Source organism: Paraglaciecola sp. 25GB23A (assembly GCF_040012495.1).
Taxonomy (GTDB): domain Bacteria; phylum Pseudomonadota; class Gammaproteobacteria; order Enterobacterales; family Alteromonadaceae; genus Paraglaciecola.
Genome location: NZ_JBDYKM010000006.1, coordinates 36,142 through 61,072 on the forward strand (window position 1 = coordinate 36,142; position 24,931 = coordinate 61,072).

The 24,931-nt window shown below is 41.1% G+C and carries 24 protein-coding genes; 7 read left to right on the plus strand and 17 right to left on the minus strand.

Annotation, left to right across the window (positions count from 1 at the left end; genetic code table 11):
- Positions 1-79 precede the first annotated feature (79 nt).
- On the minus strand, positions 80-1,114 hold the full coding sequence (gene nagZ, locus ABKW31_RS11515) for a beta-N-acetylhexosaminidase (protein ID WP_348616508.1): 1,035 nt from the start codon (positions 1,112-1,114) through the stop codon (positions 80-82).
- 176 nt (positions 1,115-1,290) lie between these two features.
- Between nagZ and nadK the strand changes: the two genes are divergently transcribed.
- The 5 genes from nadK to ABKW31_RS11540 all read left to right on the plus strand — a co-directional run bounded on the left by nadK (position 1,291) and on the right by ABKW31_RS11540 (position 7,359).
- Positions 1,291-2,166, plus strand: a complete 876-nt coding sequence (nadK, locus tag ABKW31_RS11520; protein ID WP_348616509.1) for an NAD(+) kinase — start codon at positions 1,291-1,293, stop codon at positions 2,164-2,166.
- Positions 2,167-2,272: 106 nt separating this feature from the next.
- Entirely contained in the window at positions 2,273-3,946 is a 1,674-nt protein-coding gene (gene recN, locus ABKW31_RS11525) for a DNA repair protein RecN (protein WP_348616510.1), read from the plus strand.
- A gap of 106 nt (positions 3,947-4,052) precedes the next feature.
- On the plus strand, positions 4,053-4,409 hold the full coding sequence (gene bamE, locus ABKW31_RS11530; RefSeq protein WP_348616511.1) for an outer membrane protein assembly factor BamE: 357 nt from the start codon (positions 4,053-4,055) through the stop codon (positions 4,407-4,409).
- A 327-nt stretch (positions 4,410-4,736) separates the two neighbouring features.
- Entirely contained in the window at positions 4,737-5,618 is an 882-nt protein-coding gene (locus ABKW31_RS11535) for a DUF2608 domain-containing protein (protein ID WP_348616512.1), read from the plus strand.
- A 157-nt stretch (positions 5,619-5,775) separates the two neighbouring features.
- A complete protein-coding gene (locus tag ABKW31_RS11540; protein WP_348616513.1) occupies positions 5,776-7,359 on the plus strand; it encodes an ABC-F family ATPase in 1,584 nt (527 codons plus the stop codon).
- 72 nt (positions 7,360-7,431) lie between these two features.
- On the opposite strand, the gene ABKW31_RS11545 is transcribed toward ABKW31_RS11540, so the two are convergent.
- On the minus strand, positions 7,432-7,605 hold the full coding sequence (locus ABKW31_RS11545; protein WP_306022019.1) for a hypothetical protein: 174 nt from the start codon (positions 7,603-7,605) through the stop codon (positions 7,432-7,434).
- 392 nt (positions 7,606-7,997) lie between these two features.
- On the opposite strand from ABKW31_RS11545, the gene ABKW31_RS11550 reads away from it, so the two are divergent.
- The gene (locus ABKW31_RS11550) at positions 7,998-8,471 is read left to right on the plus strand and encodes an NYN domain-containing protein (protein WP_348616514.1); all 474 of its coding nucleotides are present in this window, start codon (positions 7,998-8,000) and stop codon (positions 8,469-8,471) included.
- Positions 8,472-8,547: 76 nt separating this feature from the next.
- Here the strand turns inward: ABKW31_RS11550 and ABKW31_RS11555 are convergent, their stop codons facing one another.
- From ABKW31_RS11555 to bioB, 10 genes are all read right to left on the minus strand, one after another.
- Positions 8,548-10,362 (minus strand): ferrous iron transporter B, encoded by a 1,815-nt coding sequence (locus tag ABKW31_RS11555; RefSeq protein ID WP_348616515.1) that lies wholly within the window; start codon positions 10,360-10,362, stop codon positions 8,548-8,550.
- Between the two features lie 135 nt (positions 10,363-10,497).
- Positions 10,498-10,728, minus strand: a complete 231-nt coding sequence (locus ABKW31_RS11560; protein WP_348616516.1) for a FeoA family protein — start codon at positions 10,726-10,728, stop codon at positions 10,498-10,500.
- Between the two features lie 108 nt (positions 10,729-10,836).
- Entirely contained in the window at positions 10,837-12,180 is a 1,344-nt protein-coding gene (locus ABKW31_RS11565) for a 3-deoxy-7-phosphoheptulonate synthase class II (protein ID WP_348616517.1), read from the minus strand.
- A gap of 106 nt (positions 12,181-12,286) precedes the next feature.
- A complete protein-coding gene (locus ABKW31_RS11570; RefSeq protein ID WP_348616518.1) occupies positions 12,287-13,027 on the minus strand; it encodes an ATP-binding cassette domain-containing protein in 741 nt (246 codons plus the stop codon).
- Between the two features lies 1 nt (position 13,028).
- Positions 13,029-13,961, minus strand: a complete 933-nt coding sequence (locus ABKW31_RS11575; RefSeq protein WP_348616519.1) for an iron chelate uptake ABC transporter family permease subunit — start codon at positions 13,959-13,961, stop codon at positions 13,029-13,031.
- 40 nt (positions 13,962-14,001) lie between these two features.
- Positions 14,002-14,484 (minus strand): low molecular weight protein-tyrosine-phosphatase, encoded by a 483-nt coding sequence (locus ABKW31_RS11580; protein ID WP_348616520.1) that lies wholly within the window; start codon positions 14,482-14,484, stop codon positions 14,002-14,004.
- A 157-nt stretch (positions 14,485-14,641) separates the two neighbouring features.
- Complete coding sequence (gene bioD / locus ABKW31_RS11585; protein WP_348616521.1) at positions 14,642-15,367, minus strand: dethiobiotin synthase; 726 nt, start codon at positions 15,365-15,367, stop codon at positions 14,642-14,644.
- Between the two features lie 13 nt (positions 15,368-15,380).
- A complete protein-coding gene (locus ABKW31_RS11590) occupies positions 15,381-16,193 on the minus strand; it encodes a methyltransferase domain-containing protein (RefSeq protein ID WP_348616522.1) in 813 nt (270 codons plus the stop codon).
- Positions 16,194-16,202: 9 nt separating this feature from the next.
- Positions 16,203-17,381 (minus strand): 8-amino-7-oxononanoate synthase, encoded by a 1,179-nt coding sequence (bioF, locus tag ABKW31_RS11595; RefSeq protein ID WP_348616523.1) that lies wholly within the window; start codon positions 17,379-17,381, stop codon positions 16,203-16,205.
- A complete protein-coding gene (gene bioB / locus ABKW31_RS11600; protein ID WP_348616524.1) occupies positions 17,381-18,487 on the minus strand; it encodes a biotin synthase BioB in 1,107 nt (368 codons plus the stop codon). Before bioB ends, bioF begins: the two co-directional genes overlap by 1 nt.
- 114 nt (positions 18,488-18,601) lie before the next feature.
- On the opposite strand from bioB, the gene bioA reads away from it, so the two are divergent.
- Complete coding sequence (gene bioA, locus ABKW31_RS11605; RefSeq protein ID WP_348616525.1) at positions 18,602-19,879, plus strand: adenosylmethionine--8-amino-7-oxononanoate transaminase; 1,278 nt, start codon at positions 18,602-18,604, stop codon at positions 19,877-19,879.
- Between the two features lie 2 nt (positions 19,880-19,881).
- Here the strand turns inward: bioA and ABKW31_RS11610 are convergent, their stop codons facing one another.
- The 5 genes from ABKW31_RS11610 to prfA form a co-directional block, all read right to left on the minus strand.
- Positions 19,882-20,700: a tetratricopeptide repeat protein gene (locus ABKW31_RS11610; protein WP_348616526.1), complete on the minus strand. Its 819-nt coding sequence runs from the start codon at positions 20,698-20,700 to the stop codon at positions 19,882-19,884.
- 98 nt (positions 20,701-20,798) lie between these two features.
- Positions 20,799-21,176, minus strand: a complete 378-nt coding sequence (locus ABKW31_RS11615; RefSeq protein WP_348616527.1) for a SirB2 family protein — start codon at positions 21,174-21,176, stop codon at positions 20,799-20,801.
- 91 nt (positions 21,177-21,267) lie between these two features.
- Entirely contained in the window at positions 21,268-22,818 is a 1,551-nt protein-coding gene (locus tag ABKW31_RS11620) for a DUF3369 domain-containing protein (RefSeq protein ID WP_348616528.1), read from the minus strand.
- A gap of 100 nt (positions 22,819-22,918) precedes the next feature.
- Entirely contained in the window at positions 22,919-23,806 is an 888-nt protein-coding gene (gene prmC / locus ABKW31_RS11625; RefSeq protein WP_348616530.1) for a peptide chain release factor N(5)-glutamine methyltransferase, read from the minus strand.
- Positions 23,799-24,884, minus strand: coding sequence for a peptide chain release factor 1 (gene prfA / locus ABKW31_RS11630; RefSeq protein WP_348616531.1), 1,086 nt, complete (start codon positions 24,882-24,884; stop codon positions 23,799-23,801). Before prfA ends, prmC begins: the two co-directional genes overlap by 8 nt.
- Positions 24,885-24,931: the final 47 nt, after the last annotated feature.

Below are 24,931 nucleotides of genomic sequence, written 5' to 3' on the forward strand. Positions count from 1 at the left end.
TTTTCCACCATCCTTAAGCAGGAAAAGTGCCAGTCGCAAAACTTGTAGGGCTTTTTTAAGTCCTGACATCGGCTTTTATTTAATTCGACATCAAAAGATTGAACTCGTCGAGGCAGCGCTGGGCGTTTTGATAGTCATTAGATTGTTGTAATTGTTTGAAATTAAAACTAGGACGTTTTTTCAGGCATGCAGGCCGTTGGCTTACGGCTAAGTTACTCGGTAAGCCGTCAATCGCAGCCATGGCACTTTGGGGATCATTGCAGACTAAGGCCATATCACAACCCGCTTGCAAGGCCGCTTTCACTCGATCAATGATATCTCCGATTTGTTTTGCGCCTTGCATCGATAAGTCATCTGAAAACACCACCCCATCGAAGCCTAATTCCTTACGCAGAATTTCACCAACCCATTGCTTCGAAAAGCCAGCAGGTAGTGCATCAACGGCAGGATAAATAACATGGGCAGGCATAACGGCCGCTAACAAACCTTGCTGATTAATTTCTTTAAAAATTTGCATATCAAGATTCATAATTTCTTGGCGGCTACGCCGATCAATAGGCATAGCAATATGGGAATCTTCTTTGACATTACCGTGACCCGGAAAATGTTTACCCGTTGCTTTCATTCCAGCTCGGTTCATACCGCGAATAAATTGACTGGCCAGTCGCACTATCTGTTGAGGTTGTTGATGAAAACTTCGATCACCGATCACCTGAGAATTACCATTAATATCAAGCACAGGAGCAAAGCTAATGTCTATGTCAAATGCCAACAACTCGGCCGCCATTAACCAACCAAATTGTTCGGTCCAACGGTCACTTTGGGCTAGCGAAACAGGCTCTTTATCCCTGTGTGTTGGATACAACTTGCCCATGGCAGGGATCAGACTAAAGCCTTTTCTAAAGCGCTGTACCCTGCCCCCTTCATGGTCAACGGCAATAATAATATCGTTACGTGACGATTGCCTTATATGTTTAATGAGATCAGCAAGCTGTGCTTGATCATAAAAATTCCGAGTAAATAGAATCAATCCGCCAATCAGCGGATGATCTAAGATCTCAATTTCTTCATGTGTCAGTTCGTAGCCTGACACATCAATCATTAATGGACCCATCTTTGTTTCTTTTGGTTAAATTCGCTGGAGTCACTATAAAAACATCCCTGCTGGTGAGTCAATCGAATCCTTAAATAATCGAAGTAATGACTTTTTTGGTCTGAGCTAAGATAAATTTATGACAATACCTGACAGCCGTGCTTATACTAGCGAATGGTATTTTTTGATGTTGAACTATGGAATTTGCAACCGTTGGCTTAATTGGCAAACAAGCGCATCAAGGCGCAAACCTCAGCTTTAAAGCACTTATTGTTTATCTTAAAAAACGTGGTTGCCGCATTTTAGTTGAAGAGAATACGGCAAATAAACTCGACTCTAATGGCTTTGAGTCAGCCAGCATTAAAGAGATTGGCAAACAAGCCGATCTTGCCATAGTCGTTGGTGGTGACGGTAATATGCTCGGTGCCGCACGGGTGTTAGCAGAATACAATGTTTCGGTAGTAGGCATAAACCGTGGCAACTTGGGGTTTTTAACCGATATTAATCCTGAGGATTTTGAGCAGCAGTTAGACAGTATATTTAACGGCGATTGTGTGACAGAACAGCGTTTTTTGCTCGAAGTCGAGGTATTCAGACATGGCAGAATTCAAAGTAAAGATTCGGCTGTCAATGAAGTCGTTTTGCACCATGGTAAAGTGGCGCACATGTTGGAATTTGAAGTTTACCTCGATGATATCTTTGTATATAGCCAACGCTCAGACGGCCTAATTGTCGCGACACCTACAGGCTCTACTGCCTATTCCTTGTCGGGCGGTGGTCCAATACTCACACCCAACCTTGACGCATTAACCTTAGTGCCCATGTTTCCCCACACTTTGAGTAGCCGTCCCATTGTAGTCGATGCTAACAGTACAGTTAAAATGAAAATATCGCCGGAGAACCGCGACAACTTGCAAGTCAGTTGTGATAGTCACATTGTACTTACCGTGCTGCCAGGGGATGAAGTTATCATCCGCAAGAATCCGAATCGATTGACGCTAGTTCACCCTAAAGACTACAATTATTTCAATGTCTTACGCACCAAATTAAATTGGGGTACCAAGCTCTACTAAGGCTCAGCAGAAAAGTTAACAAACTATATTTTCTGTTTATACTGGACAGTGAACAAACACATGGTTATATTTACAGGTACTGTACATATAACCACCTATGAGAATTATGTTAACTCACTTGTCCATTCGAAATTTTGCCGTGGTAAAATCCCTAGATGTTGATTTTTCAAACGGAATGACTGCCGTTACCGGTGAAACAGGCGCCGGTAAATCAATTTCAGTCGATGCCCTTGGTTTATGCTTAGGTGAACGAGCGGATGTCGGCATGGTCAGAACCGGGGCCGACAAGGCTGAGGTCAGTGCCTTTTTTGATATTAAGCAATTAAAATCGGCGCAAACATGGTTAGAAAAAAATGAGTTGACTGACGACTTAGAGTGTTTAATTCGTCGAGTTATTTCTGCTGAAGGTCGCTCTAAGGCCTTTGTAAACGGTATTCCAGTATCCCTACAGCAGTTGAAGGACTTAGGCTCTCATCTTCTCAGTATTCATGGTCAACATGCCCATCAACTGATCCTCAAAAGCGAGCATCAACGCAATTTACTCGATAGTGTGGCTGATCATCAAAACTTATTGCAAAACGTCGCACAGACTTATCAAAAATTACGTGAACAACAAAAACGCTTCCAACAGTTACAAGAAGGCCAGCAGCAGCGCGCAGACAGATGCCAACTGCTAGCCTATCAAATTCAAGAATTAGAAGAATTTGCTTTAGCTGAAGGCGAGTTTACCGAATTAGAAATTGATCATAAAAAATTAAGCCATAGCCAAACCTTATTGGAACAAACACAAATCAGTTTTCATCAATTGTACGAAGCGGACGAGTTCAATGCTTTGTCAGCGGTGCAAAATAGTTTAGACAGATTAGCTGAATTACAAGAGCATGATTCAAGTTTGAGCCCAATAGTTAATATGTTAAACGAAGCCGCTATTCAAATTGAAGAAGCAGCCAAAGAACTGCGTGCCTACACGGATCAATTAGAAATTGATCCGATGAGAATGCAAACCGTCGAAGCTCGATTTTCACAAGCGCTAGATTTAGCCAGAAAACATCAGGTTCCCGCAGAAAATTTATATGCCTTTCATCAACAATTAAATGCTGAATATCAAGAATTAGTGAAAGATGATGATTTATTGGATGAATTATCCGTACATTTACGCACAAGTGAACAAGCCTACTATTTAGCAGCTAAAAAACTCAGCGACTCCCGACAGAAGACGGCGATCAGTTTTGCTAAGCAAGTACAACAACATATTCAAAAAATGAATATGAAAGATGCGGAGTTCGCGATCGAGGTGCAACACCTCACTGATAATACCCCACATAAATTAGGCTTGGACTCGGTTCGATTTAAAGTATCAACCAATAAAGGTCAAGCGATGGATGATTTGGATAAAGTGGTTTCTGGTGGTGAATTATCACGCATAGGCTTAGCCATTCAAGTAATTGGCTCAGGTAGTAATCAAATTGCCACAATGATATTTGATGAAGTTGACAGCGGTATCAGTGGTGCTACAGCATCAATTGTTGGTCAATTATTGCGAAAATTGGGCGAGCATACACAGGTTATTTGTGTCACTCATTTACCTCAGGTCGCTGCCAGAGCGCACCATCAGATGTTTGTTACTAAATTCAGTGATGAAAAAACCACAGAAACTCACATGATTTGTTTAGAAGAAAATGAACGAATTGACGAGTTAGCACGTCTATTAGCAGGAGACACTCTAACTGAGTCAGCGATCGCTAATGCAAAAGAATTACTACAAATCAGCAATTCCTAGAAATTAAGCATTGATTGCTAGAACTCGGCTGGGTTAGGATGCGTCGCTTATTTTAAATAGGTGACGCCGATAGGTCATTTTTTAAACGCCGAGATACTAAATAATAATGAAGTTCAGAAATTTATTGGTGGTGTTATGCGCCACATTGATGTTGTCAGCTTGTGCTGATTGGATTTTTCGTATTGATGTTCCACAAGGTAATTTTTTAGATGAAAAAGATGTCAAAAAATTACGCATTGATATGACAAAAGAACAGGTTACCTATGTACTTGGTAAACCTGTAGTAGAAGATTCTTTTGACCATGATACTTGGTACTACTTGTACCAAATGAAAAGAGGTATGAAAAAACGTGGAGAAGATTTTCGTAAAGAATTAACCATTACCTTTGTTGATGATAAAGTAAATCAGGTCGTTGGTGATTTTGAACTGTCTGAAGACTTTAATACACCCTTAGATCAATAGAGATGTATGACACCAGTTTGTTGTCTAACAACAGCAAACTGGCCGTTTAATCTTATTATTCTATCGTCTAATTTACTCCACCATGCAGCTGTTTTACCTTTATTGTTTGAGTGGAAATTCAGGAAAATGACCTAGCGAGCGATTATTTTGCACCATGCATGTATTGTGTTGCATATTTAGCTTGAGTCAATCAAAGGTTATCGCTTGGGATCCAAGCTATGCGTTGCGATACGTTGATAAGGATGTGATGTATAACGTTCCCTATTCACTGCTGTTGATGCCAAATAACCATTTATAACTAATTTAAAAGAAGATACAGAGCATCTGATGAAACAATCCTGTTTACTTTTATTATTATTATTGAACATCAGTTCTTGTGTAGCCCTACCTGAGTCAAGTGATGTTAGTATAAAGATCCAAGAGACCAGTTCATTTAATGATGTGGTCACTTTGATAAAGCAAAAAACCCAACTATATGGTCACAATAAGGTACTGGTTGTGGTTGATATCGACAATACTTTATTAACCAGTGAAAGCGATCTTGGTGGTGATATTTGGTATCAGTGGCAACGAGGAAGCTTAGAGATTAAACCACGCGAAGATCAAAAAGTAGCGTGTTTGTTTGAAGACAGTATCAGTTTGTTATATGAACTTGGCCCGATGCAGTTAACTGAACCTGAATTGCCGCAAATCATCAGTACTTGGCAGGATCAGGGCTTAACCGTATTTGCACTTACCTCACGCTCACCCAAATACCGTTCTGCTACCGAGAGAGAATTACTCCGAGCAGGGATTGATCTGAGCAAAACAGCCTTGAGTCCGGAAGGTCAAAAAGCCCCTATTTTACGTCGCTCTATCCCAAGAGAAATGTCATATATGCAAGGAATAATGATGACTTCAGGTATGAACAAGGGACTGATGCTTAGCTATATGCTTGAGACAATGGATCAACAATACGACGCTATTATATTTGTTGACGACTCACAAAAGAATATCGATAACCTATATGAAGAATATAAAGTAGGTTCTGGCTTAGACATGACTTTGTTTCACTACACTAGAATTGAAGAGCAGCGACTTGCACAAAATGGCAAGGTGTTGACCCAAGCTCAGGCCGACCTTATGGCGCAGCAATGGTCAGCCTTAAGCCAATTAATCGTTTCAATTTTCCCCAGCAGACAACAAGGTGTTTGTTTAAGTAGCAATTAATCTATTGCTCATTTCCTCGATTGATATAATAAGCGACCCTATTGTTTAGCAGGGTGGCTAATTATGTGGCATAATATGCGCCGAATTTTATGGTAGCGTTGATGGGTTAATTCAGCGCTAAGCCACTGTCTATTTTAATAACGTTGGAACTACTACCTTGCTCAGCACTGCAAATATCACTATGCAATTTGGCGAAAAGCCACTTTTTGAAAATGTCTCAGTTAAATTTGGCAATAATAATAGTTACGGCTTAATTGGCGCAAATGGCTCCGGTAAGTCTACCTTCATGAAAATTTTGGGCGGTGATTTAGAGCCCTCTGCAGGCAATGTTTCAACCGATTCTGGTGAGCGTATTGGCAAGCTTAAACAAGATCAATTTGCTTACGAACAATTCAGCGTTATTGATGCGGTGGTAATGGGCCATACCGAATTATGGACGGTCAAATCTGAACGAGACAGCATCTACGCAAACCCTGATATGACCGAAGCAGATGGTATAAGAGTGGCTGAACTAGAGTCTGAGTTTGCTGAAATGGATGGTTATACGGCAGAAGCCCGCGCAGGAGAATTACTCATCGCGGTGGGTATTCCGGTCGAGCAGCATTACGGATTAATGAGTGAAATAGCACCAGGCTGGAAATTACGCGTACTCCTTGCACAAGTTCTGTTTTCTGATCCAGACATCATGTTGTTAGACGAACCAACCAATAACTTGGATATTAATACCATTCGTTGGTTAGAGTCGGTATTAAATGAACGTAATTGCACCATGATCATTATTTCCCATGATCGACATTTCTTAAACTCAGTTTGCAGTCATATGGCTGATTTAGATTATGGTGAGATCCGTTTGTTTGCGGGTAACTATGATGAATACATGATGGCTTCAACCCAAGCTCGTGAGCGATTGTTAGCCGACAACGCCAAGAAGAAAGCCCAGATTGCTGAACTTCGTACCTTTGTTAGCCGCTTCTCAGCTAATGCGTCGAAGTCAAAACAAGCAACCAGCCGCGCCAAACAGATTGATAAGATCAAACTAGATGACGTTAAGCCTTCCAGTCGGCAAAACCCCTTTATTCGCTTTGAAGAAACTAAGAAGTTGCATCGCTTAGCCTTGGAAGTCACCAATTTATCTAAAAAGTTTGATGAGCAGTTGTTCAAAAATCTTAATCTTATGGTGGAAGTGGGAGAAAGAGTGGCGGTTATCGGCGCCAACGGTGTAGGTAAGACTACATTATTAAATTGTTTGATGTCTAAAGTAGCACCTAGCACTGGCGAAGTTAAATGGTCTGAAAATGCTAACCTAGGTTATTATGCGCAGGACCATGCAGAAGATTTTGCAAAAGACTCTTCTTTGGTCGAGTGGATGTATCAGTGGGCACAAGAAGGAGATGACGAACAAGTTATTAGAGGCACACTGGGTCGTTTATTATTTTCCCAGAGCGAGATAAATAAATCAGTTAAGGTGATTTCAGGTGGTGAGCAAGGCCGCATGTTATTTGGCAAACTCATGCTACAAAAACCCAATATACTCGTTATGGATGAGCCCACGAACCACTTAGATATGGAATCGATTGAATCACTTAATTTAGCCTTAGAAAACTACGCTGGCACCCTGATTTTTGTCAGTCACGACCGTGAATTTGTATCCTCAATTGCCACCCGTATTATTGAGATAACCCCCACTAAAGTCATCGACTTTAAGGGTGATTACGAAAGTTATTTAGCTAGCCAAGCCTAATTAAGTATCAATAGCAGATAATAAAAAACCGGATTAAATCCGGTTTTTTATTATCTAAAGGTCAAACGACGTTTAATGAATAGTCAGTAACCATGAAACAAAGGCTTTTGCCTCTTGTGTCGAGGTAAAAACATTCAACTTTTGACCGAACTGGTCAGCAAAAGCCACTTTGTGTTTGTTGACAGATATAGCATGCACTGGGCAAGCCACACGGATGTCAGTACCGTGATATGTTGTAAATGACATAATAAAACTCTATTTTGCAGATAAACAACTGTCTTGCATTAATCAATACAAACAATGTTCATCAAGAACTAAAAAGAAGCTTCACTATAGTGTTGACGATAACGCTATTAGGTTTTATCTAGATGAGAGCCACATGGAAGTTACACCGCCAGTTTCACGCTCACGAGTTCGCCGTACAATAATTCAGCTTTGTTATTTTTTTAATGTTGGCCGACCGGATCAGAGAGACTATACATTGAAGATTTATTTGGTGAGAGGAATAAACAAATCAAGCGGATAGTATATGTAATGGTCTCTGTTGGCAAGTAATATTAGAAAAAAACAATAAATTAAAGTATCTAAACCTTGCGTGTTACCATCCTGTCACTTAAAAATTACTCAGTGTCTCAAGCATGCTCAAAATTGCGGTCTTGGTGGATGTACAAAATATTTATTACACAACGCGAGATGCCTTCGCCAAACAATTTAATTATCGTCAGTTTTGGCAACAACTAAGTCAACGTGGTGAAATTGTTATCGCCAATGCCTATGCAATAGATAAGGGTGATGCGCAACAGGCTAAGTTTCAGAGTGCCTTAAAACACATTGGATTTGATGTAAAACTGAAGCCTTTTATTCAACGCAGTGATGGCTCAGCAAAAGGTGATTGGGACGTGGGTATCACCATTGATGCTCTAGAGGCAGCAAATGATATAGATTGTTTAGTTTTGCTTTCTGGGGATGGTGACTTTGATTTATTGCTATTAACCCTTAAACATAAGTACCAGTGCAAAACAGTAGTCTATGGGGTGGCACAATTGACCGCAACATCCTTGGTAAACGCTGCCGACGAATTTGTTAAGATTGAAGAAAGTTTATTGCTCTAATCACATTGTTTTAGGCACGTTGATAGGCCTTAACAGCTGAACGCTGATGCGCCATATTAGGCGCATACACAAAGCTTTAAATAAAGGTTGCGGCCAACCAAGCCAAACAATAGGCAAGTAATCCGTAGCCAACAAAAAGTCCCCACGCTATTTTTCTACTGCCCGTCTCCCCTCTTATAGTAGCAACGGTTGCAACACATTGAAGGGCAACAACATAAAACAACATTAAGCCTATACCGGCACCCAATGCTAAGCCATCCTGTTCAACGTTAGCTGCCAGTCCGGCAATATTCTCATCTGCACTTTCAATACCAAACAGCGTACCTAATGCGCCAACAAAGACTTCTCTAGCTAAGAAAGATACTAATATAGCCACACCATAACGCCAATCCAAACCAAGGGGTGCAAAGATCGGTTCAATCCAATGGCCTAACATCGCAAGGTATGAGGATTGTAATTCGCCATTTTGCGGAAAATAACCTAAAAACCAAATCACCACTGATACCATAAAAATCACTGGCGCAGCTCGCCTGATAAATTGTTTTGCACTAGTAAATACACGATGAATTAAGGGTTTCCAATGAGGTAAACGATAAGTAGGCAACTCAAGAATAAACGGCATTTCTGCTTTTTCTTTATCTATATCAGTCAATTTATTTAATAAAGTACTCACCAATAACGCCGTCAAGATACCGATAAAATATAGAATGAAAAAGGTTATTCCCTGCAAATTTAATAAACCGCCTAGGTATGCAGTATCGGGAATTAACACCGCAATTAGTAAGGCGTAAACCGGCAATCTGGCAGAACAAGACATTAAGGGGATGGTCATCATCGTAATTAAACGTTTACGTGGAGACTCTATCGTTCTGGCAGCAAAAATAGCCGGAATAGCGCAAGCATGACCAGATAAATAAGGAATAAAACTACGGCCTGACAAGCCAAAATAACTTAGCGGTTTGTGGCATATTAACGCGGCACGCGCCAAATAACCGGTGTCTTCCAGTAGGCCAATCACAAAGGTTAAGACCATAATTTGTGGTACAAAAACTAAAAATGAACCAACCCCGCCAAATAAGGCATCAGTGACAAAATCATTCACAGCCCCATCAGGCAATATACTGGTCACCACGATCGCAAGCTCGGCAATTATGGTTTCTACCGCATCCATTAACGGACTAGCCCAAGTGAAAATACTTTGGAACAACAAAAACATAATGACTAAAAATATCAAACCACCAAACACACTGTTTAATAAAAAGTTGTCTATCTTATTTTGTCTTTTGAGTACTACATCAGCTTGAATACCATACTGACGAGAGAGTTTTCTGCTAATTTCGAGCACAGGTTGGTCAGCATCAACCGTTTTGAGCGGGATAAAATCCTGAGGGCGACCTGCGGCGTCAATCAAGGCCAATTTGAATTCATGCAAACCAATCAAGGTTTTAGCCGATAAGGAATAAATTGCACACCCTAGATCTTTGGCCAACTGTTCAGTATCGATATGATGACCAAAGCGCTGCACTTCATCAATCATATTAAGCGCAAAAATCACTCCCTTTTTGTGCTGCAAGGCGAGATCTCTTACTTGGAGTCCGAACACTAAACTACGTTCTAAGCGTGTTGCATCTAAGTTACATATTATTAGGGCCGTTTCGTCACTATGCATCGCTTCATGTAACTTGGCGATAGCAAGTTCTTCGTCGCGAGATAAACTGTTGAGCGAATAAGTCCCAGGAAAATCAATCAACTGATAATTATTAAACTTGCCACTTTTGAGCTCAACCGTTACACCGGGAAAATTTGCCACTTTTTGGCGCATTCCAGTTAACTGATTGAATAATAAGCTCTTGCCTGAGTTGGGTTTACCAACCAAGATAATATTTTTCATAACTGCCTTAAATACGTGTTTCTAGGTGCAATGTTGTTACTGCACCAACACTAAGAGAAATGATGTAAGGATTTTTTTTCATTTAATAAATTTATTTTGGTGATGATTCGTTATCATCACGCGCCTCATCTACGGCTAAGCTGCTCTGATATTGATGCGACTGGCAATGCTCTGTTCTAAAGAATAGACACAATCACCTAATTGTAAGACAAGAGGCCCTCTTAAAGGACTGCGACGTAGACACTGAATTACTTGCCCTGCTGCAAAGCCCATTTCATTTAAACGTTGGTCAATCGCAGGTAATAAAGTGGGGTCAAGACCATCAATCATGGCTGACTGTTTATTTTTTATTTCCCAAAGAGTCATACAATCACCTCAATAAGTACTACAAATGCAAACCATTCGCATTTATAACATTAAAGAGGGTAAGAGTGCAATCAAAGTGACAGCACTCTTGGCCTTAAAGCGGATTATTTATTTTACACGTAAGTGGTCAGCAACCAAAAATGCCATCTCAAGCACTTGATCAGCGTTTAACCTTGGATCACATTGGGTTTTATAGGCTTGTGCCAAATCATCATCACTTATTTGATAAGCACCACCGGTACATTCAGTAACGTGTTGGCCTGTCATTTCTAAGTGAATACCACCAGCATGTGTTCCTTCGGCTTTATGTGCAGCAAAAAACTGCTGAATTTCGCGCAAAATAGCATCAAAATTACGGGTTTTAAAGCCACTTGATGCTTTTATGGTATTGCCATGCATAGGATCAGAGCTCCACACAACTTTGCGCCCTTCTTGTTTTACGCGGCGCAATAACCTAGGTAGATTTTTCTCTAAATTGTCGGCACCCATGCGAGTAATAAGGGTCAAACGTCCTGCTGTATTCTCTGGATTTAAGGCATCAATTAATTGAATTAATTCATCCTCCCCCATGCTAGGGCCTACTTTTACACCAATTGGATTATGTATGCCGCGGAAAAATTCAAGGTGAGCATGATCAAGTTGACGAGTACGTTCACCAATCCATAACATATGGGCTGAGCAGTTGTACCAGTTGCCCGTTAGTGTATCCACCCGTGTCAAAGCTTGTTCATAATTCAGCAACAAGGCCTCATGAGAGGTAAAAAGCATCGTTTCATGCAAGGTTGGGGTATTGGTCGGGTTGATGCCCATCACCCCCATAAACTCTAGTGACTCTTGTATGCGTTGAGCGATATCCTGATAACGTTCTTTTAATGGATTATTATCAACAAATGCCATATTCCAGCGATTAACTTCATTTAAGTCAGCCAAGCCGCCTTGTGCAAACGCACGCAACAGGTTAAGAGTGGCTGCCGATTGATTATAGGCTTCTACCATCCTCTGAGGATCGGGACGACGCGCTCCCTCGGTAAACTCAAAACTATTTATGATATCGCCACGATAGCTAGGTAGAGACACACCATCGATCGTTTCAAAATCCCCTGAACGAGGTTTTGCATATTGACCTGCCATGCGTGCCACTTTAGTGACTGGGCAGCGCCCCGCAAAGGTCAATACAATGGCCATCTGTAAAATCACTTTAAAGGTATCGCGAATTTTAGGTGCATTAAATTCGTTAAAAGACTCGGCGCAATCGCCACCTTGCAGCAAGAAACCTTTACCCTCCGCTACATTGCCTAATTGTTTAAACAATTGACGAGTTTCAGCGGCAAACACCAAAGGTGGGTAACTCTTTAGTTTTTTTTCTACGGCACTTAATTGCTGTTTATCATCATATGTAGGTTGCTGCAAAATCGGTTTTGCACGCCAACTATCGGGTTGCCACTGGCTCACAATATTTCCTTTTTGGGTTTTCAATAAAATTTTTGATTAATCAATGAAAAATCGACGGGGATGAAACGTTAGTGTGAATGATAAACTAAAGCAATAAAAACAGGTACTAGTCTAGATAAGTTTGAAATATCTTATTGCCAGTTGCATCAACGGCAGATTGAATACTGCAGGAAAATATCGCCGCTAAGTCATGATTTGAAATTTGCTCTAATGAACTTATGCTTATGACAATCTGCCCTGCTTGCATCAGCCAAATCTTATCAGCGTATTGTTGGCATAAATTAAGATCATGATGGTTAACGATAACCACGTTACCTGTATGGCATAACCGACGTAATAATCTGAATAATAAATGTTGATGTTTAAAATCGAGTCCTTGATTAGGCTCATCCAATAAAACAAGCGCACGCCCCTGTTGGATAGTTGGCCATACTTGTAACAAGGTGCGCGCAATATGCACACGTCTGGCTTCGCCTCCCGATAATTGATTAAGTGGCTTACTCATAAATTGTTGCAGTTCAAGAGCCTCATCTAATTCAGCAGGCAAACCTTTGTCCTCGCTGAAAAAATACAGCACTTCGGCAACAGTCAAGGCAAAGGCGCTATTTTGCTGCTGCTCTTGTAAGCAGCGCAAAGCCGCTAACTGTGGCAGACTATAATCTTGCAGTTTTTTTTGCTCAAGCCAGACTTGCCCTTGTTCAATCGGCAATAATCCAGCAATTGCACTTAACAAAGACGATTTACCGGAGCCATTGGTGCCCAACACATGCACAAACTCGCCACCGTTAACCTGTCCACTCGCTCCATTTAAACGTCCAGCAACCCTAATTTGATTGAACTTTAACATTTCAACTATTTCTCCCACCCAAACGTGCCACAGAGTATAGAAAAATAGGACCACCTAAGGTCGCGGTAATCATAGAGACCGGCAGGCTTATTGCCATAAATCCACGGGTAAACAACTCAACCCATAACAGCAAACAGGCACCTAACATTGCTGATGCTGGCAATATAAATCGATTGTCATGACCACAAAAATTACGCAGCAAATGAGGCACTAACAACCCAACAAAGGCAATAGAGCCTGCCAAGGATACTGCCGCTCCCACACTTATCGCACAAACCAATAACATTCTACTTTGAAATTTATTGACATCGAGCCCAGCTAACTGTGCACTGTTTTCACCAAAATAATACCAATTCAGCATCCTTCCTTGTTTGATTAAATAGCCAATAAGCACCGCAAGTAGAGGCGTAGCAAAATAAAGTATCGGCCAATCGGTTTGATGCAAACTACCCATTAACCAAAAGGTGAGATTACGCATTGATTGGGCATCAGAAAAAAAATGTAACCAGGCAATAATAGCCCCACTAATCGTTGAAATGGCTATACCAGCCAAGATTACCGAAGCATTGTTCGCAGCCATACGTCGCGCCACAACAAAGATTAAGACGGTCGACAAGATAGCCCCGACAAAACAGCTCAAGGGCAGTAAATATTGAATAATATCCGGCGAAAGTCCGCTACCCATAAGCAAAAACAAAGCCGCACATAAACTGGCGCCACTGGTAATACCTATAATCCCAGGGTCGGCTAAAGGATTGTGCAACAAAACTTGTAAACTGGCGGAACTGACTGACAAGGCCGCCCCAACTAAACAGGCAGTTAGCACTAGAGGTAAACGTAATTGGAGGAGAATCTGCTGTTCAATCTGATTATTCAGAGGGTCAAGCAAACCGCTAAATAAGACCAATAAGCCACTAAAAATCAAAACAAGCATAATGCCGATTAAATAGATTTTATGCTTATTTTGAGTATGATTAACGGACTTCAAATCGCGGTGCTAATTTAACTAATAGACCTTCGCAGGCTAATTCGATTAAATCGAGCACATACTCAAAACCTCGTTTCCCGCCATAATATGGATCTGGCACTTCCTCAACATCAGAATCAGCAAAATGCATAAACAAACTCACTTTATGTTGGTGTTCTGCAGGGCACATTTCCAGTAAATGCCGCAAATTTTCTTTATCCATGGCAAGAATATATTCGAATCGTTCAAAATCTTCAAACACAACTCTACGACTCTTGATCCCTTTAAAGTTATAACCGCGCATTTCACCAACGGCTTTAGCTCGCTCATCGGGAGTGACACCGGCATGATGACCCATTGTTCCCGCTGAATCGATATCAACAGAGAAATGACTATTTTTAATTTTTTCCCGAAATACCGCTTCTGCAGTTGGAGAACGGCAAATATTACCTAAACACACAAACAATACTGAGGTATCACTATTTGCCATATCAAGAATTCCCATAGTCCTATTTTCTAGATCTTATTGTATTTGTACCTGGTTATCGGCCAATTTTGCTCATTTGTTAGAACGCAACAACGACCTATGGCTACCTTACAACACATTACAAGGGTCAAACCACCGTTTTCATTTGATAATGCTCGGTTTATCTTCCTAAACATGACAAATCGATAAAGCTGGTCGCTTCTTGGGGATTGTTGAGGCGCGGTAATGTAGCTATAAGCGGGGCATTCAATAAACTTTTCAATGATTCAATATTTTCAGTTAAAAATGGCATATCTGGATCAAGGGTATTGGCAACCCAACCGACTAACTTTAAACCATGTTGACGGATACTATCAGCGGTTAACATAGCATGATTCAAACACCCTAAACGCATCCCTACCACCAGAATAACGGCTAGGTTTTGCTTGGCGACAAAGTCAGACAGAAAGGCCTGTTGACCCTGCTCATCTTTACCTAATGGTAAGCGCCATCCACCTGCCCCCTCAACGATCAATACATCCGGCTGTTTTTGTAATAATAAGGTAAAGCCCTTTTTAATCCGCTCGAGTGACAAATCGATAGTCTCACCTTTTTGCCAAGCAAGTTGTGCAGCCAAATGCGGTGCTATGGGTTCAGCCAAAGCAATAGGATTAACCTCACTGTAAGCTAAATCAATACTGCTGGCTTGCTGTAAGGCAAGAGCATCTTCATTTTTTAAACCGCTTTCACTGACTTCACAACCTGCAGCGATAGGTTTATAGGCTGCTGTTTTTAATTGAAGCTGATTAAAAGCATTTAATAAGGACACAGAAAAAAACGTTTTTCCTACTTCGGTATCAGTACCTGTAATAAAGTAAGCACGACTGCTTGCGACTAATTGCCCCATGATTTTTTCCTTTTTATTTTACGCAGCGCAAAAACGTTATCTGATAAGACAACGGCAATTGCTGATCTACACCGTATTGAGAAAAATAAATTTCTTCGAGTGCACTTAACATATGACGATTTAAGCTAGAGTTTGCAGTTGGCCGCAGTTGCGTATCGAGCAAAATATTTGCCCCTACCCCTTTGATTGAAGCCAATAAATGACGAATATTAGGATGCCAAGTTTGATAACACTGAGTTTTAATATCCACATTTAAGTTATTTTTTAGTGCTGCTTGTAACCACGTTTGACTGCTATGAAATTCGTTTACATGGCGATTTTTATCAATATAAGCCCAACTATGACTGAGCTCAGTAAACGATCCCGCCGTCATTATCGCTAGAACTGCCTGCCCTTTAGGCACTAAGACTCTGTATAACTCACTTAATACCCGTTCTGGGTGGGGGCACCATTGTAAAGCCATTGAAGAAAAAATAGTATCAAGCGAATGGCTTCTTACTGGCAGTTGTTCAGCATCACCTTGCAGCCATTTTATGGACTGCTCGGGATATTTTTGTGTAGTGATAGAGGCATGTTGCAACATGCCAAAAGCCAAATCCATTGCCAACACTTGTTCACTGTGTGTTACGAGTCGTTGAGTGATCCTTCCCGTACCACAACCAATGTCAAGTAATAGAGAACTATTCGCTGGCAACATTGCTTGGGCATCTAAGGCTATATCTAATTGTACTTTAGCAACTGCATCATATTGCCCAGCCGCTCGACTAAATTGGTGAGCAATGCGTTGTTTATTTTGTTTGATAAGCTGGGATTGGGGACTAGTCATTACGCTTATTCAAGTTTGGCTAATGGCAATTTGTAAAGCATCAACTAAAGCAATAAGGTCTTGCTCTTCGTGCATTGCACTTAAGGTCACTCGTAATCTATCAGTGCCTTTTGGCACGGTCGGATAACGAATAGCCGAAACCCAAATACCCAGATTTTTCAATTTATCACTTAACGCCACAGCCTGTTGTGGATTACCTATGAACACCGGTTGGATAGCCGTATCAGAGGGAAATAACGGAATTTTGGCGGCTGCAGCTAATTGCTTGAATTGCGCAATTCTGGTCTGTAATCGGTCTCGCCGTTTTGGATTTTGATTGGCCTTTATACTGGCCAATGTGGCATGAGCTTGGGCCGCTGGCATAGAAGTGCTGTAGATATAATGCCGTGCAAAGTTAATTAAATAATCAATCAGTTGTTCACTACCCGCTACAAATGCACCTGCTGTACCTATCGCTTTGCCAAAGGTAGCCATCAATACCTGAACCTGCTTTTGGCTCAATTCAAGCTGCTCAACAATTCCTAAGCCTTGTTTACCTAATATGCCAAAACCATGGGCGTCATCCACCATTAACCAGGCATCATGTTGGTGAGCAATATTGGCGAGGTCTATTATCGGAGCTTGGTCACCGTCCATACTAAATACACTTTCGGTCGCAATAAGGGTATCAATTGATAAATGATTGCTGGTGAGTATTTGACTCAAATGTTGGCGATCGTTATGTTTAAAACGTTTAAAATTCGCCGAACAGGATTGAGCGCCATCAACAAACGAGGCATGAATCAACTTATCTGCCACAATAAGCTTGTTGGTTGTATCTTTATTATGAGGGAATAGAGCCTGACAAATTGCTTGATTAGCAGCAAAGCCCGAATTAAACAGCAGCACTCTGTCGCGATTCAATACTTTAGCTAAGTGGCTTTCAAGAGCTTGATGAGCTTGAGTGTAGCCAGTCACTAAGGGGGATGCCCCACTGCCACTGCCATATTCACTCAAGCCATCTACCCATGCTTGAGCAACCAGCTGAGAAGCGCCTAACCCTAAATAGTCATTACTTGAAAAATTCAAATAATGACGTGCATCAATCTCAATGAGAGGCCCCGTGCCTGGCGCTAGAGTATGACGCTTACGCCATAAACCGTCTCGGTGGCGAGCTCGTAAAGACTCGTCGATAAAATCAAAGGCCATTAATTAGCGGGGGCAACAGTAGACGAAGGCGCCGCATCATAAAATAATTCGACTTGTTGATTTTGTTTTATTTCATCTAATAAAGCGGCTTGGTGGGCTTCATCGGAATACTCACGTGTTTGTGCGGAATTGATCCCCAATTTTGTAAATAACATCACATCTTCATGGGTATCTGGATTAGACGTAGTCAATAATTTACATCCATAAAAAATGGAGTTAGCGCCCGCCATAAAACACAAGGCTTGCATCTGTTCGTTCATGGCTTCACGTCCAGCTGACAAACGTACATATGACTTCGGCATCATGATTCGAGCGATAGCAATGGTGCGAATAAACTCGAACTTATCCAAGTCTTCTACGTCAGCTAAAGGCGTGCCCTTAACCTTAACAAGCATGTTGATAGGCACACTTTCAGGATGATGATCTAAGTTCGCCAATTGTACCAATAAACCAGAGCGATCTGATGCACTTTCGCCCATACCTACAATGCCACCAGAACATACATTCATGCCCGCAGCTCTGACGTTAGACAAGGTATCCAAACGATCTTGATAGGTCCGAGTAGTAATAACATCACCATAAAACTCTGGTGAGGTATCCAAATTATGATTGTAATAATCCAAACCCGCCTGTTGTAAAGCAAGCGCTTGATCACGGGTCAACATACCCAAGGTCATACAGGTTTCCATGCCTAACTTTTTCACTTCTTTGACCATCTCAGTGACATAGGGCATATCTCGTTCTTTAGGGTTACGCCATGCTGCCCCCATACAAAAACGTGTTGATCCAGCTTGTTTAGCTTCTTTAGCCCGCAGAATGACTTTTTCTATTTCCATCAAACGTTCTTTTTCTAATCCGGTGTCATAACGAGCACTCTGTGGGCAGTATTTACAATCCTCCGGACAAGCACCGGTTTTAATCGATAACAAAGTGCTAACTTGCACTTGGTTAGGATCAAAATATTGGCGATGAATGGTTTGAGCCTCAAACAATAAGTCATTAAATGGCATCAAAAACAAAGCGTTGACTTCATCAACCGTCCAATCATGACGTAATGAGCTTGAACAATCAGATTTAGAATTAGCCTGAACAGAAGATGGGATCATATTAGTGCCTTTAGTGAGAGCAAACTTTACTTAATTATCTAGCGCGCTTAGTCTATGTAGCAACGACACGTTGTCAACTAAATATCACCAAAAAACTTTACATGTGAGCAAAATTTGAACACACCTTCAGATAATTTACAATTTGATCAACAACATATTTGGCACCCCTACACATCAGCCGTTAATCCTCTGCCCTGTTATCAAGTAGTAGGTGCACAAGGAGCTGAAATAGAACTAGCCAGCGGAGAAAAACTCGTGGATGGCGTGGCGTCTTGGTGGACAGCCATTCATGGTTACAATCATCCTGTGCTGAATGAAGCGATTAATACTCAAGTTAATCAATTCTCACACGTTATGTTTGGTGGATTAACCCACCAACCAGCCATTGATTTGTGTAGAACCTTGTTGGAGATAGTACCGCAAGGTTTAAACCGTGTTTTCTTAGCTGACTCAGGCTCCGTATCGGTTGAAGTCGCAATGAAAATGGCACTGCAGTATTGGGTCTGCCAAGGTAATGGTGCTAAGCATAGGTTTATTACCCCTCGCTTTGGCTATCATGGCGATACCTTTGCTGCGATGTCGGTGTGTGATCCTGTTAATGGCATGCACAGTTTGTTCAGCCATTCTCTCAATCAACAAATATTTGCCCCTGCCCCCCAGACTCGTTTTGACAAACACTGGAATGAAGATGATATCAAACCTTTGCAGGATCTAATTGAACAACATCATCATGAATTAGCGGCATTAGTTATCGAACCTATTGTGCAAAATGCCGGTGGAATGCGCATTTATCACCCTGAGTACCTTAAACGCTGTCGTCAACTTTGCGACGATTATAATATTTTGCTTATTTGCGATGAAATTGCCACTGGATTTGGCCGCACTGGTAAATTGTTTGCCTGTGAACATGCTGACATTAGCCCGGATATACTGTGTTTAGGCAAAGCCTTGACCGGTGGCTACCTGACACTCGCTGCAACACTTTGCACAGAAGATGTTGCACAAGGTGTGTGTCAAGGTGAGCCAGGGGTATTTATGCACGGTCCAACATTTATGGGCAATGCGCTGGCCTGTGCTGTAGCTAATGCAAGTTTACGTTTATTGAAGCAAGGACACTGGCAACAACAAGTCGCCGATATAGAGCAACAATTACAGCAAGAATTAGCCCCGTGTCTTAATTTGTCTAGCGTGGCTGATGTGCGTATTTTAGGTGCTATTGGAGTGGTTGAATGTAAAAAAGCAGTCAATGTCGCTCAATTGCAAAAGAAGTTCGTGGCCCAAGGCGTATGGATACGTCCCTTTGGCAAACTGATTTATATCATGCCACCCTACATAATTAGCCCCGCTCAACTGACTAAATTAACTCAGGCTATATATTCAGTCCTAGCGTAAACCTAGTGAAAAATAGCAGGTGGCTCGGCTACTAGTTGTTTGACTTGAGCCGCTAATAGCACACTTGCTGGGTCTTTAGGACAGTGCTGAATAAAATAGCGATAATCAGCAACAGCGACTTGAGAACATTCTAGTTGATGCAGTAAAAAACCTCTATCACGGCGCTCGTAGGGATCATTTGGGCAAAGCTGCACCAATAAGTTAACGGCCGTTAGAGCTAAAGGAAATTGTTGAGCATTGATGTAACTGGCTTTTAAGTTATGCAGCAGTCGCACAATAATTTCTTCACAATTTGCGCCAAACAACGCTTCGGGTGGCATTTTTTCTTGTTCAATCTCACCAATAATATTGAAATATAGTTGCTCAATATCGACTTTAGACAGTTTTTTACCATTGCTGGGATCAAGATAAATTAAGTCTTGGTTAGCCAGCTCAATACTCAATAAAAAATGTCCAGGGAAGTTAACTCCATGGCTAATAAAGCCCAATTTTTCAGCTAAAGCGCGAAAAACAATGGCCAAGGTAATGGGTATACCGGTTCGATATTCAAGCACCTTATCAAGTAGACTATATTGTTTAGCAAAGTACTGTTTCTCATCGACGCTAAACGCCAGTTCGACATAGAAAAAGTGCAGTAGTTTATCTAAATTAGCTAAATCAGCCTGACTAATATCAAGCTGAGCTTTAGCGTGCTTCGCCCAGTTGTTAAGTTGCTGCTCATAAAAAGAAACAGTCTGAATAGTTGAATGGAAATATTGCGCTAACAACAAGCTCGCTCTAAAACAATCTTGATTGGCGATACTTCGTTTTAATTCCTGCAAAATCTTTCCCAATCTATAATATGTGTCCACACCATACTATCGGGCTTAAGTGAATATTCTTGATACTGAGCCGCACATTAAAAGACAAAAAGTTTAATTTAGCCCACTAAATAAGGCTGTTTTGTGACAGCGACCATTCCAGCATAGGCCAACCAGCTTAACGCACCAACCACACCAATTAAGCGCATAAGATGCGTTTTGGCTAATTTCAGAGTAAAAATCACCATAAAGAAATACATCACAAAAGCCAATAATTTCTCTGTCACCCAAGGATTAACAAAAGGGTATTGCAGCAACATCAAACAGAGGCCGATAGCAGTAATAATCCACAACGTATCAATAATATGCGGAGCAATTTTCAACGCTTTTTTTTGCAATATAGGTGATGCGTTTAAGGTTAATACAAAGCGGGTAAGAAACAGCAATACACTTAACAGCATAAAGGTTAAGTGCAAATGTTTAGTCATTTCATACATAATTATTAATCATCATTATTCTTGAGTGGTCTTAAAATATACAAAGCCAATAAAGGTTTAAGTAAACTGACTTTATATTTCTTCATGGTCTTTATTCTGGGTCTGGATTGTCAGCAATAATTAGCTCAATTTCCTCAATATTTTGCACAAGAACATCAACCAACATTGGATCAAATTGCTGTCCTTTTTGCTGACTGATATTTTCTAATACCTTGTCTAAAGGCCAAGCGTCTTTATAGTTACGACGGTGACGCAAGGCATCGTAAGCATCTACTAAAGCTGTGATCCTGCAAAATATATGAATATCTTCGCCTGATTTACCGCGCGGATAACCTTTTCCATTCCAATACTCATGATGATCTCTGGCGATTAAAGCAGCCGTTTTTATTAACGGCCGTTTTGAATTTTTCAACAATGAATAACCAAATTCAGCATGATTTTGCACAGTCTTGCGCTCCACCTCATTCAATTTGTCGGTCTTATATAAAATAACCTCTGGAATCTTAAATTTCCCAATATCGTGTAATGGCACTGCCGAACACAATAGTTTTACATCTTCCTCACTCAAACCAATTTTCAAGGCAATTAATTCACACATTTTCACAACACGGGTAATGTGCATACCTTCACCAAAATGAAACTCTAAAGCTTGACCAATACGTTCAATAACCTCTCGTTGAGTGTCTTCAATATCTTTATGGAGTAGCACATTATCAAAAGCGATTTGCACATTCTGCGCAAATATTTCCACCAAACGTTTGTCTATCTTGGTTAGTTTACGCGGCAAACCTGACATATAGAGCAAAGAACCGCGCAATGACTTACTTTTGCAATACGCCACCAGATATTCATCTTCATAGACTAAGATTTTGTCTTTTAGCGCCTTTTGACAAGACAGCAATTGCTTACCTGATAGCACGTCTTCCAATCGCTCACCTTCTCGATTGTGATACTCTCCCTTGCCGGTAAACACAAACAATTCGCTAGAGTTTTCATTTTCGATAGGTCGTGGGCACGCAACAGCAGAAGTTAGGTAGGCACAGTCTTTACTGCCACCTAACAGTGAGGCAAGTTGCTGTACAATTCCCTCAATAAAATGCTCCAGAGAATGAATACTGAATAAGTCTGCAGAGGCAGAGATAATTTTCTCTAAGCCGATGCGGTTTTCTTCAATTACCATAATGTCGCGATAAGAACGTAAAGCAGCTATTACGACCGTAAATAGTTTTTGTGAGGTTAACTCGGTTTTGGATTTATAATCGTTGATATCGTAATTAATAATGACATCACGTTCAGGTGCCTGACCAGGCTGACCGGTACGCAAAATAATACGAGTGAAGTTATTCATTGCTTCATTTCGCACAAATTCCGCCACTTTTAAGCCGGCATCGTCAGTTTCCATCACCACGTCCAGTAGCACAACGGCAATATCTCTGTGGTCTAAAAATACCTGTTTGGCTTCTTTACCATTATAGGCACTGATAAATTCCAGTCTTTTGTCTTGAAAAACAAAATCACTTAAAGCCAATTTAGTTACAGCATGTATTTCTGGCTCATCATCAACAATCAATACCTTCCATGTACCTTGGAATTCGCTTACTTCTTCTTCAATATCCTCTGCGAACAATATTTCATCAGACATTTATCACTTCCCAAATTTTGATGCTAAGACCTGTTGTCCACAACTATTGACTAACAATACGTTTACATTAGTTGAATAAAATAAAACGAATTCTGTCTCGCTACAAGTCATTTTCAGCTTTCTTTGCCATCGTGACTCGTTCTAAACCATTAAAGTCTGCTTTTGTTTGAATATCGACGTAAGCATTTGATTCAAATAAAAATCTTATTTCACTACCTTGCTCAAAACCATGTTCTATTAGCAACCAACCTGAATCAGTCAAATAGTCTCGTGCCTGCACAATAATAAAACGAATATCGTCTAAACCATCCATACCTGAAGTTAAGGCACTACTTGGTTCAAATCTGACATCCCCCTGAGTTAAATAAGGACTGTGTTGCTCCACATAAGGAGGATTTGTCACAATTAAATCAAACTGTTGTTGAGCAATATTGGCAAACCAATCACTTTGCCTAAATTGCACCCAATTAAGTTGGTTGAGTATGGCATTGTTGGTCGCCAATAAAATAGCATCAGGACTTTTATCAACACCCATAACTTGCCAGTTTGATTTTTCACTGGCTAGAGCTAAAGCAATGGCACCGGTTCCTGTACCTAAATCTAGGACACTAGTTTGACTAGGTAAATCAAGATCTAAGGCAGCCTCGACCAAGAGTTCAGTCTCTGGGCGCGGTATCAAAGTGGCATTTGATACCTGTAATCGAAGAGTCCAAAAATCTCGATAGCCAATCAGGTGAGCAACAGGATGGCCTATACACCGTTGTTCAACTAAATCTCTAAATTGAATTAATTGACTGTCTAGCAGCGCCTTTTCTGGCCAAGTATGCAGGTAAGTAGTCGTGCAATTTAAACAATGGCTCAACAGGATTTTGGCATCCAGTAAAAAGCTAGTATGAGAGGAGTCAGCAGATTGAATCGATTTCGCCGCCCAATTGAGTTGGGCGGCAATACTATTATCTTCGCACGCAAAGGAAGGGGCTTTAGTCATCCGACAAGGAAGCGAGCAAATCAGCTTGGTGCTCTTGGCGAATCGGTTCAATTAGCACATCTAACTCACCGGCGATAATCTCATCCAATCGATACAAGGTCAGGTTAATACGATGATCCGTAACGCGTCCTTGTGGGAAATTGTAGGTGCGAATTCGTTCAGAGCGATCACCACTGGCAACTAAACTACGTCGTGTTGATGTTTCTTCCGCTTTGCGTTTTTCCTCTTCCAATTGATTTAAACGCGACTGCAATACTGCCATCGCCTTGGCGCGGTTTTTATGTTGTGAGCGCTCGTCCTGACATTCAACCACTAAACCACTAGGAATATGGCTTATACGAATGGCTGAATCTGTTTTGTTGACGTGCTGACCACCTGCACCAGAGGCTCGAAACGTATCGATTTTCAAATCGGCTTTGTTTATCTCAATGGCTTCAGACTCAGGCACTTCAGGCATTACTACCACAGTGCAGGCCGAGGTATGAATACGGCCTTGCGACTCAGTTTCCGGCACTCGTTGCACACGGTGACCGCCAGATTCAAATTTTAGTATGCCGTAGACGCCTTCACCCATGACATTAACGATCATTTCTTTATATCCGCCATGATCACCTTCGTTGCAGGTGACCAATTCGACTTTCCAACGCTGCGATTCAGCATAACGGGAATACATACGAAACAAGTCACCAGCAAAAATAGCGGCTTCGTCGCCACCTGCCCCCGCTCTTATTTCTAAGAAACAGTTTTTGTCATCATTGGGATCTTTAGGTAATAACAGTATCTGCAAGGTTTGCGTGAGCTCTTCTATACGTTTTTTAGACGATTTATATTCTTCTTGAGCCATTTCACGCATTTCAGGATCGTTTTCTTCTAACATTTCTTGCGCAGCAAGCAGATCTTTTTGCGCCACTTGAAATTCACGAAAACACTTAACGACGTCTTCTAACTGCGAATACTCCTTGGTTAGAGCGCGATATTTATCCTGATCTGACGTGACCGAAGGTTGACTCAATAGAGCTTGAACCTCTTCCAAGCGCTCAGCCAAAGTTTCTAATTTGCGTTGTACCGATACTTTCATGTTGTTCCTGTTTGCATGCCTATGTGGCTGGCGATTGTGCTATTTGT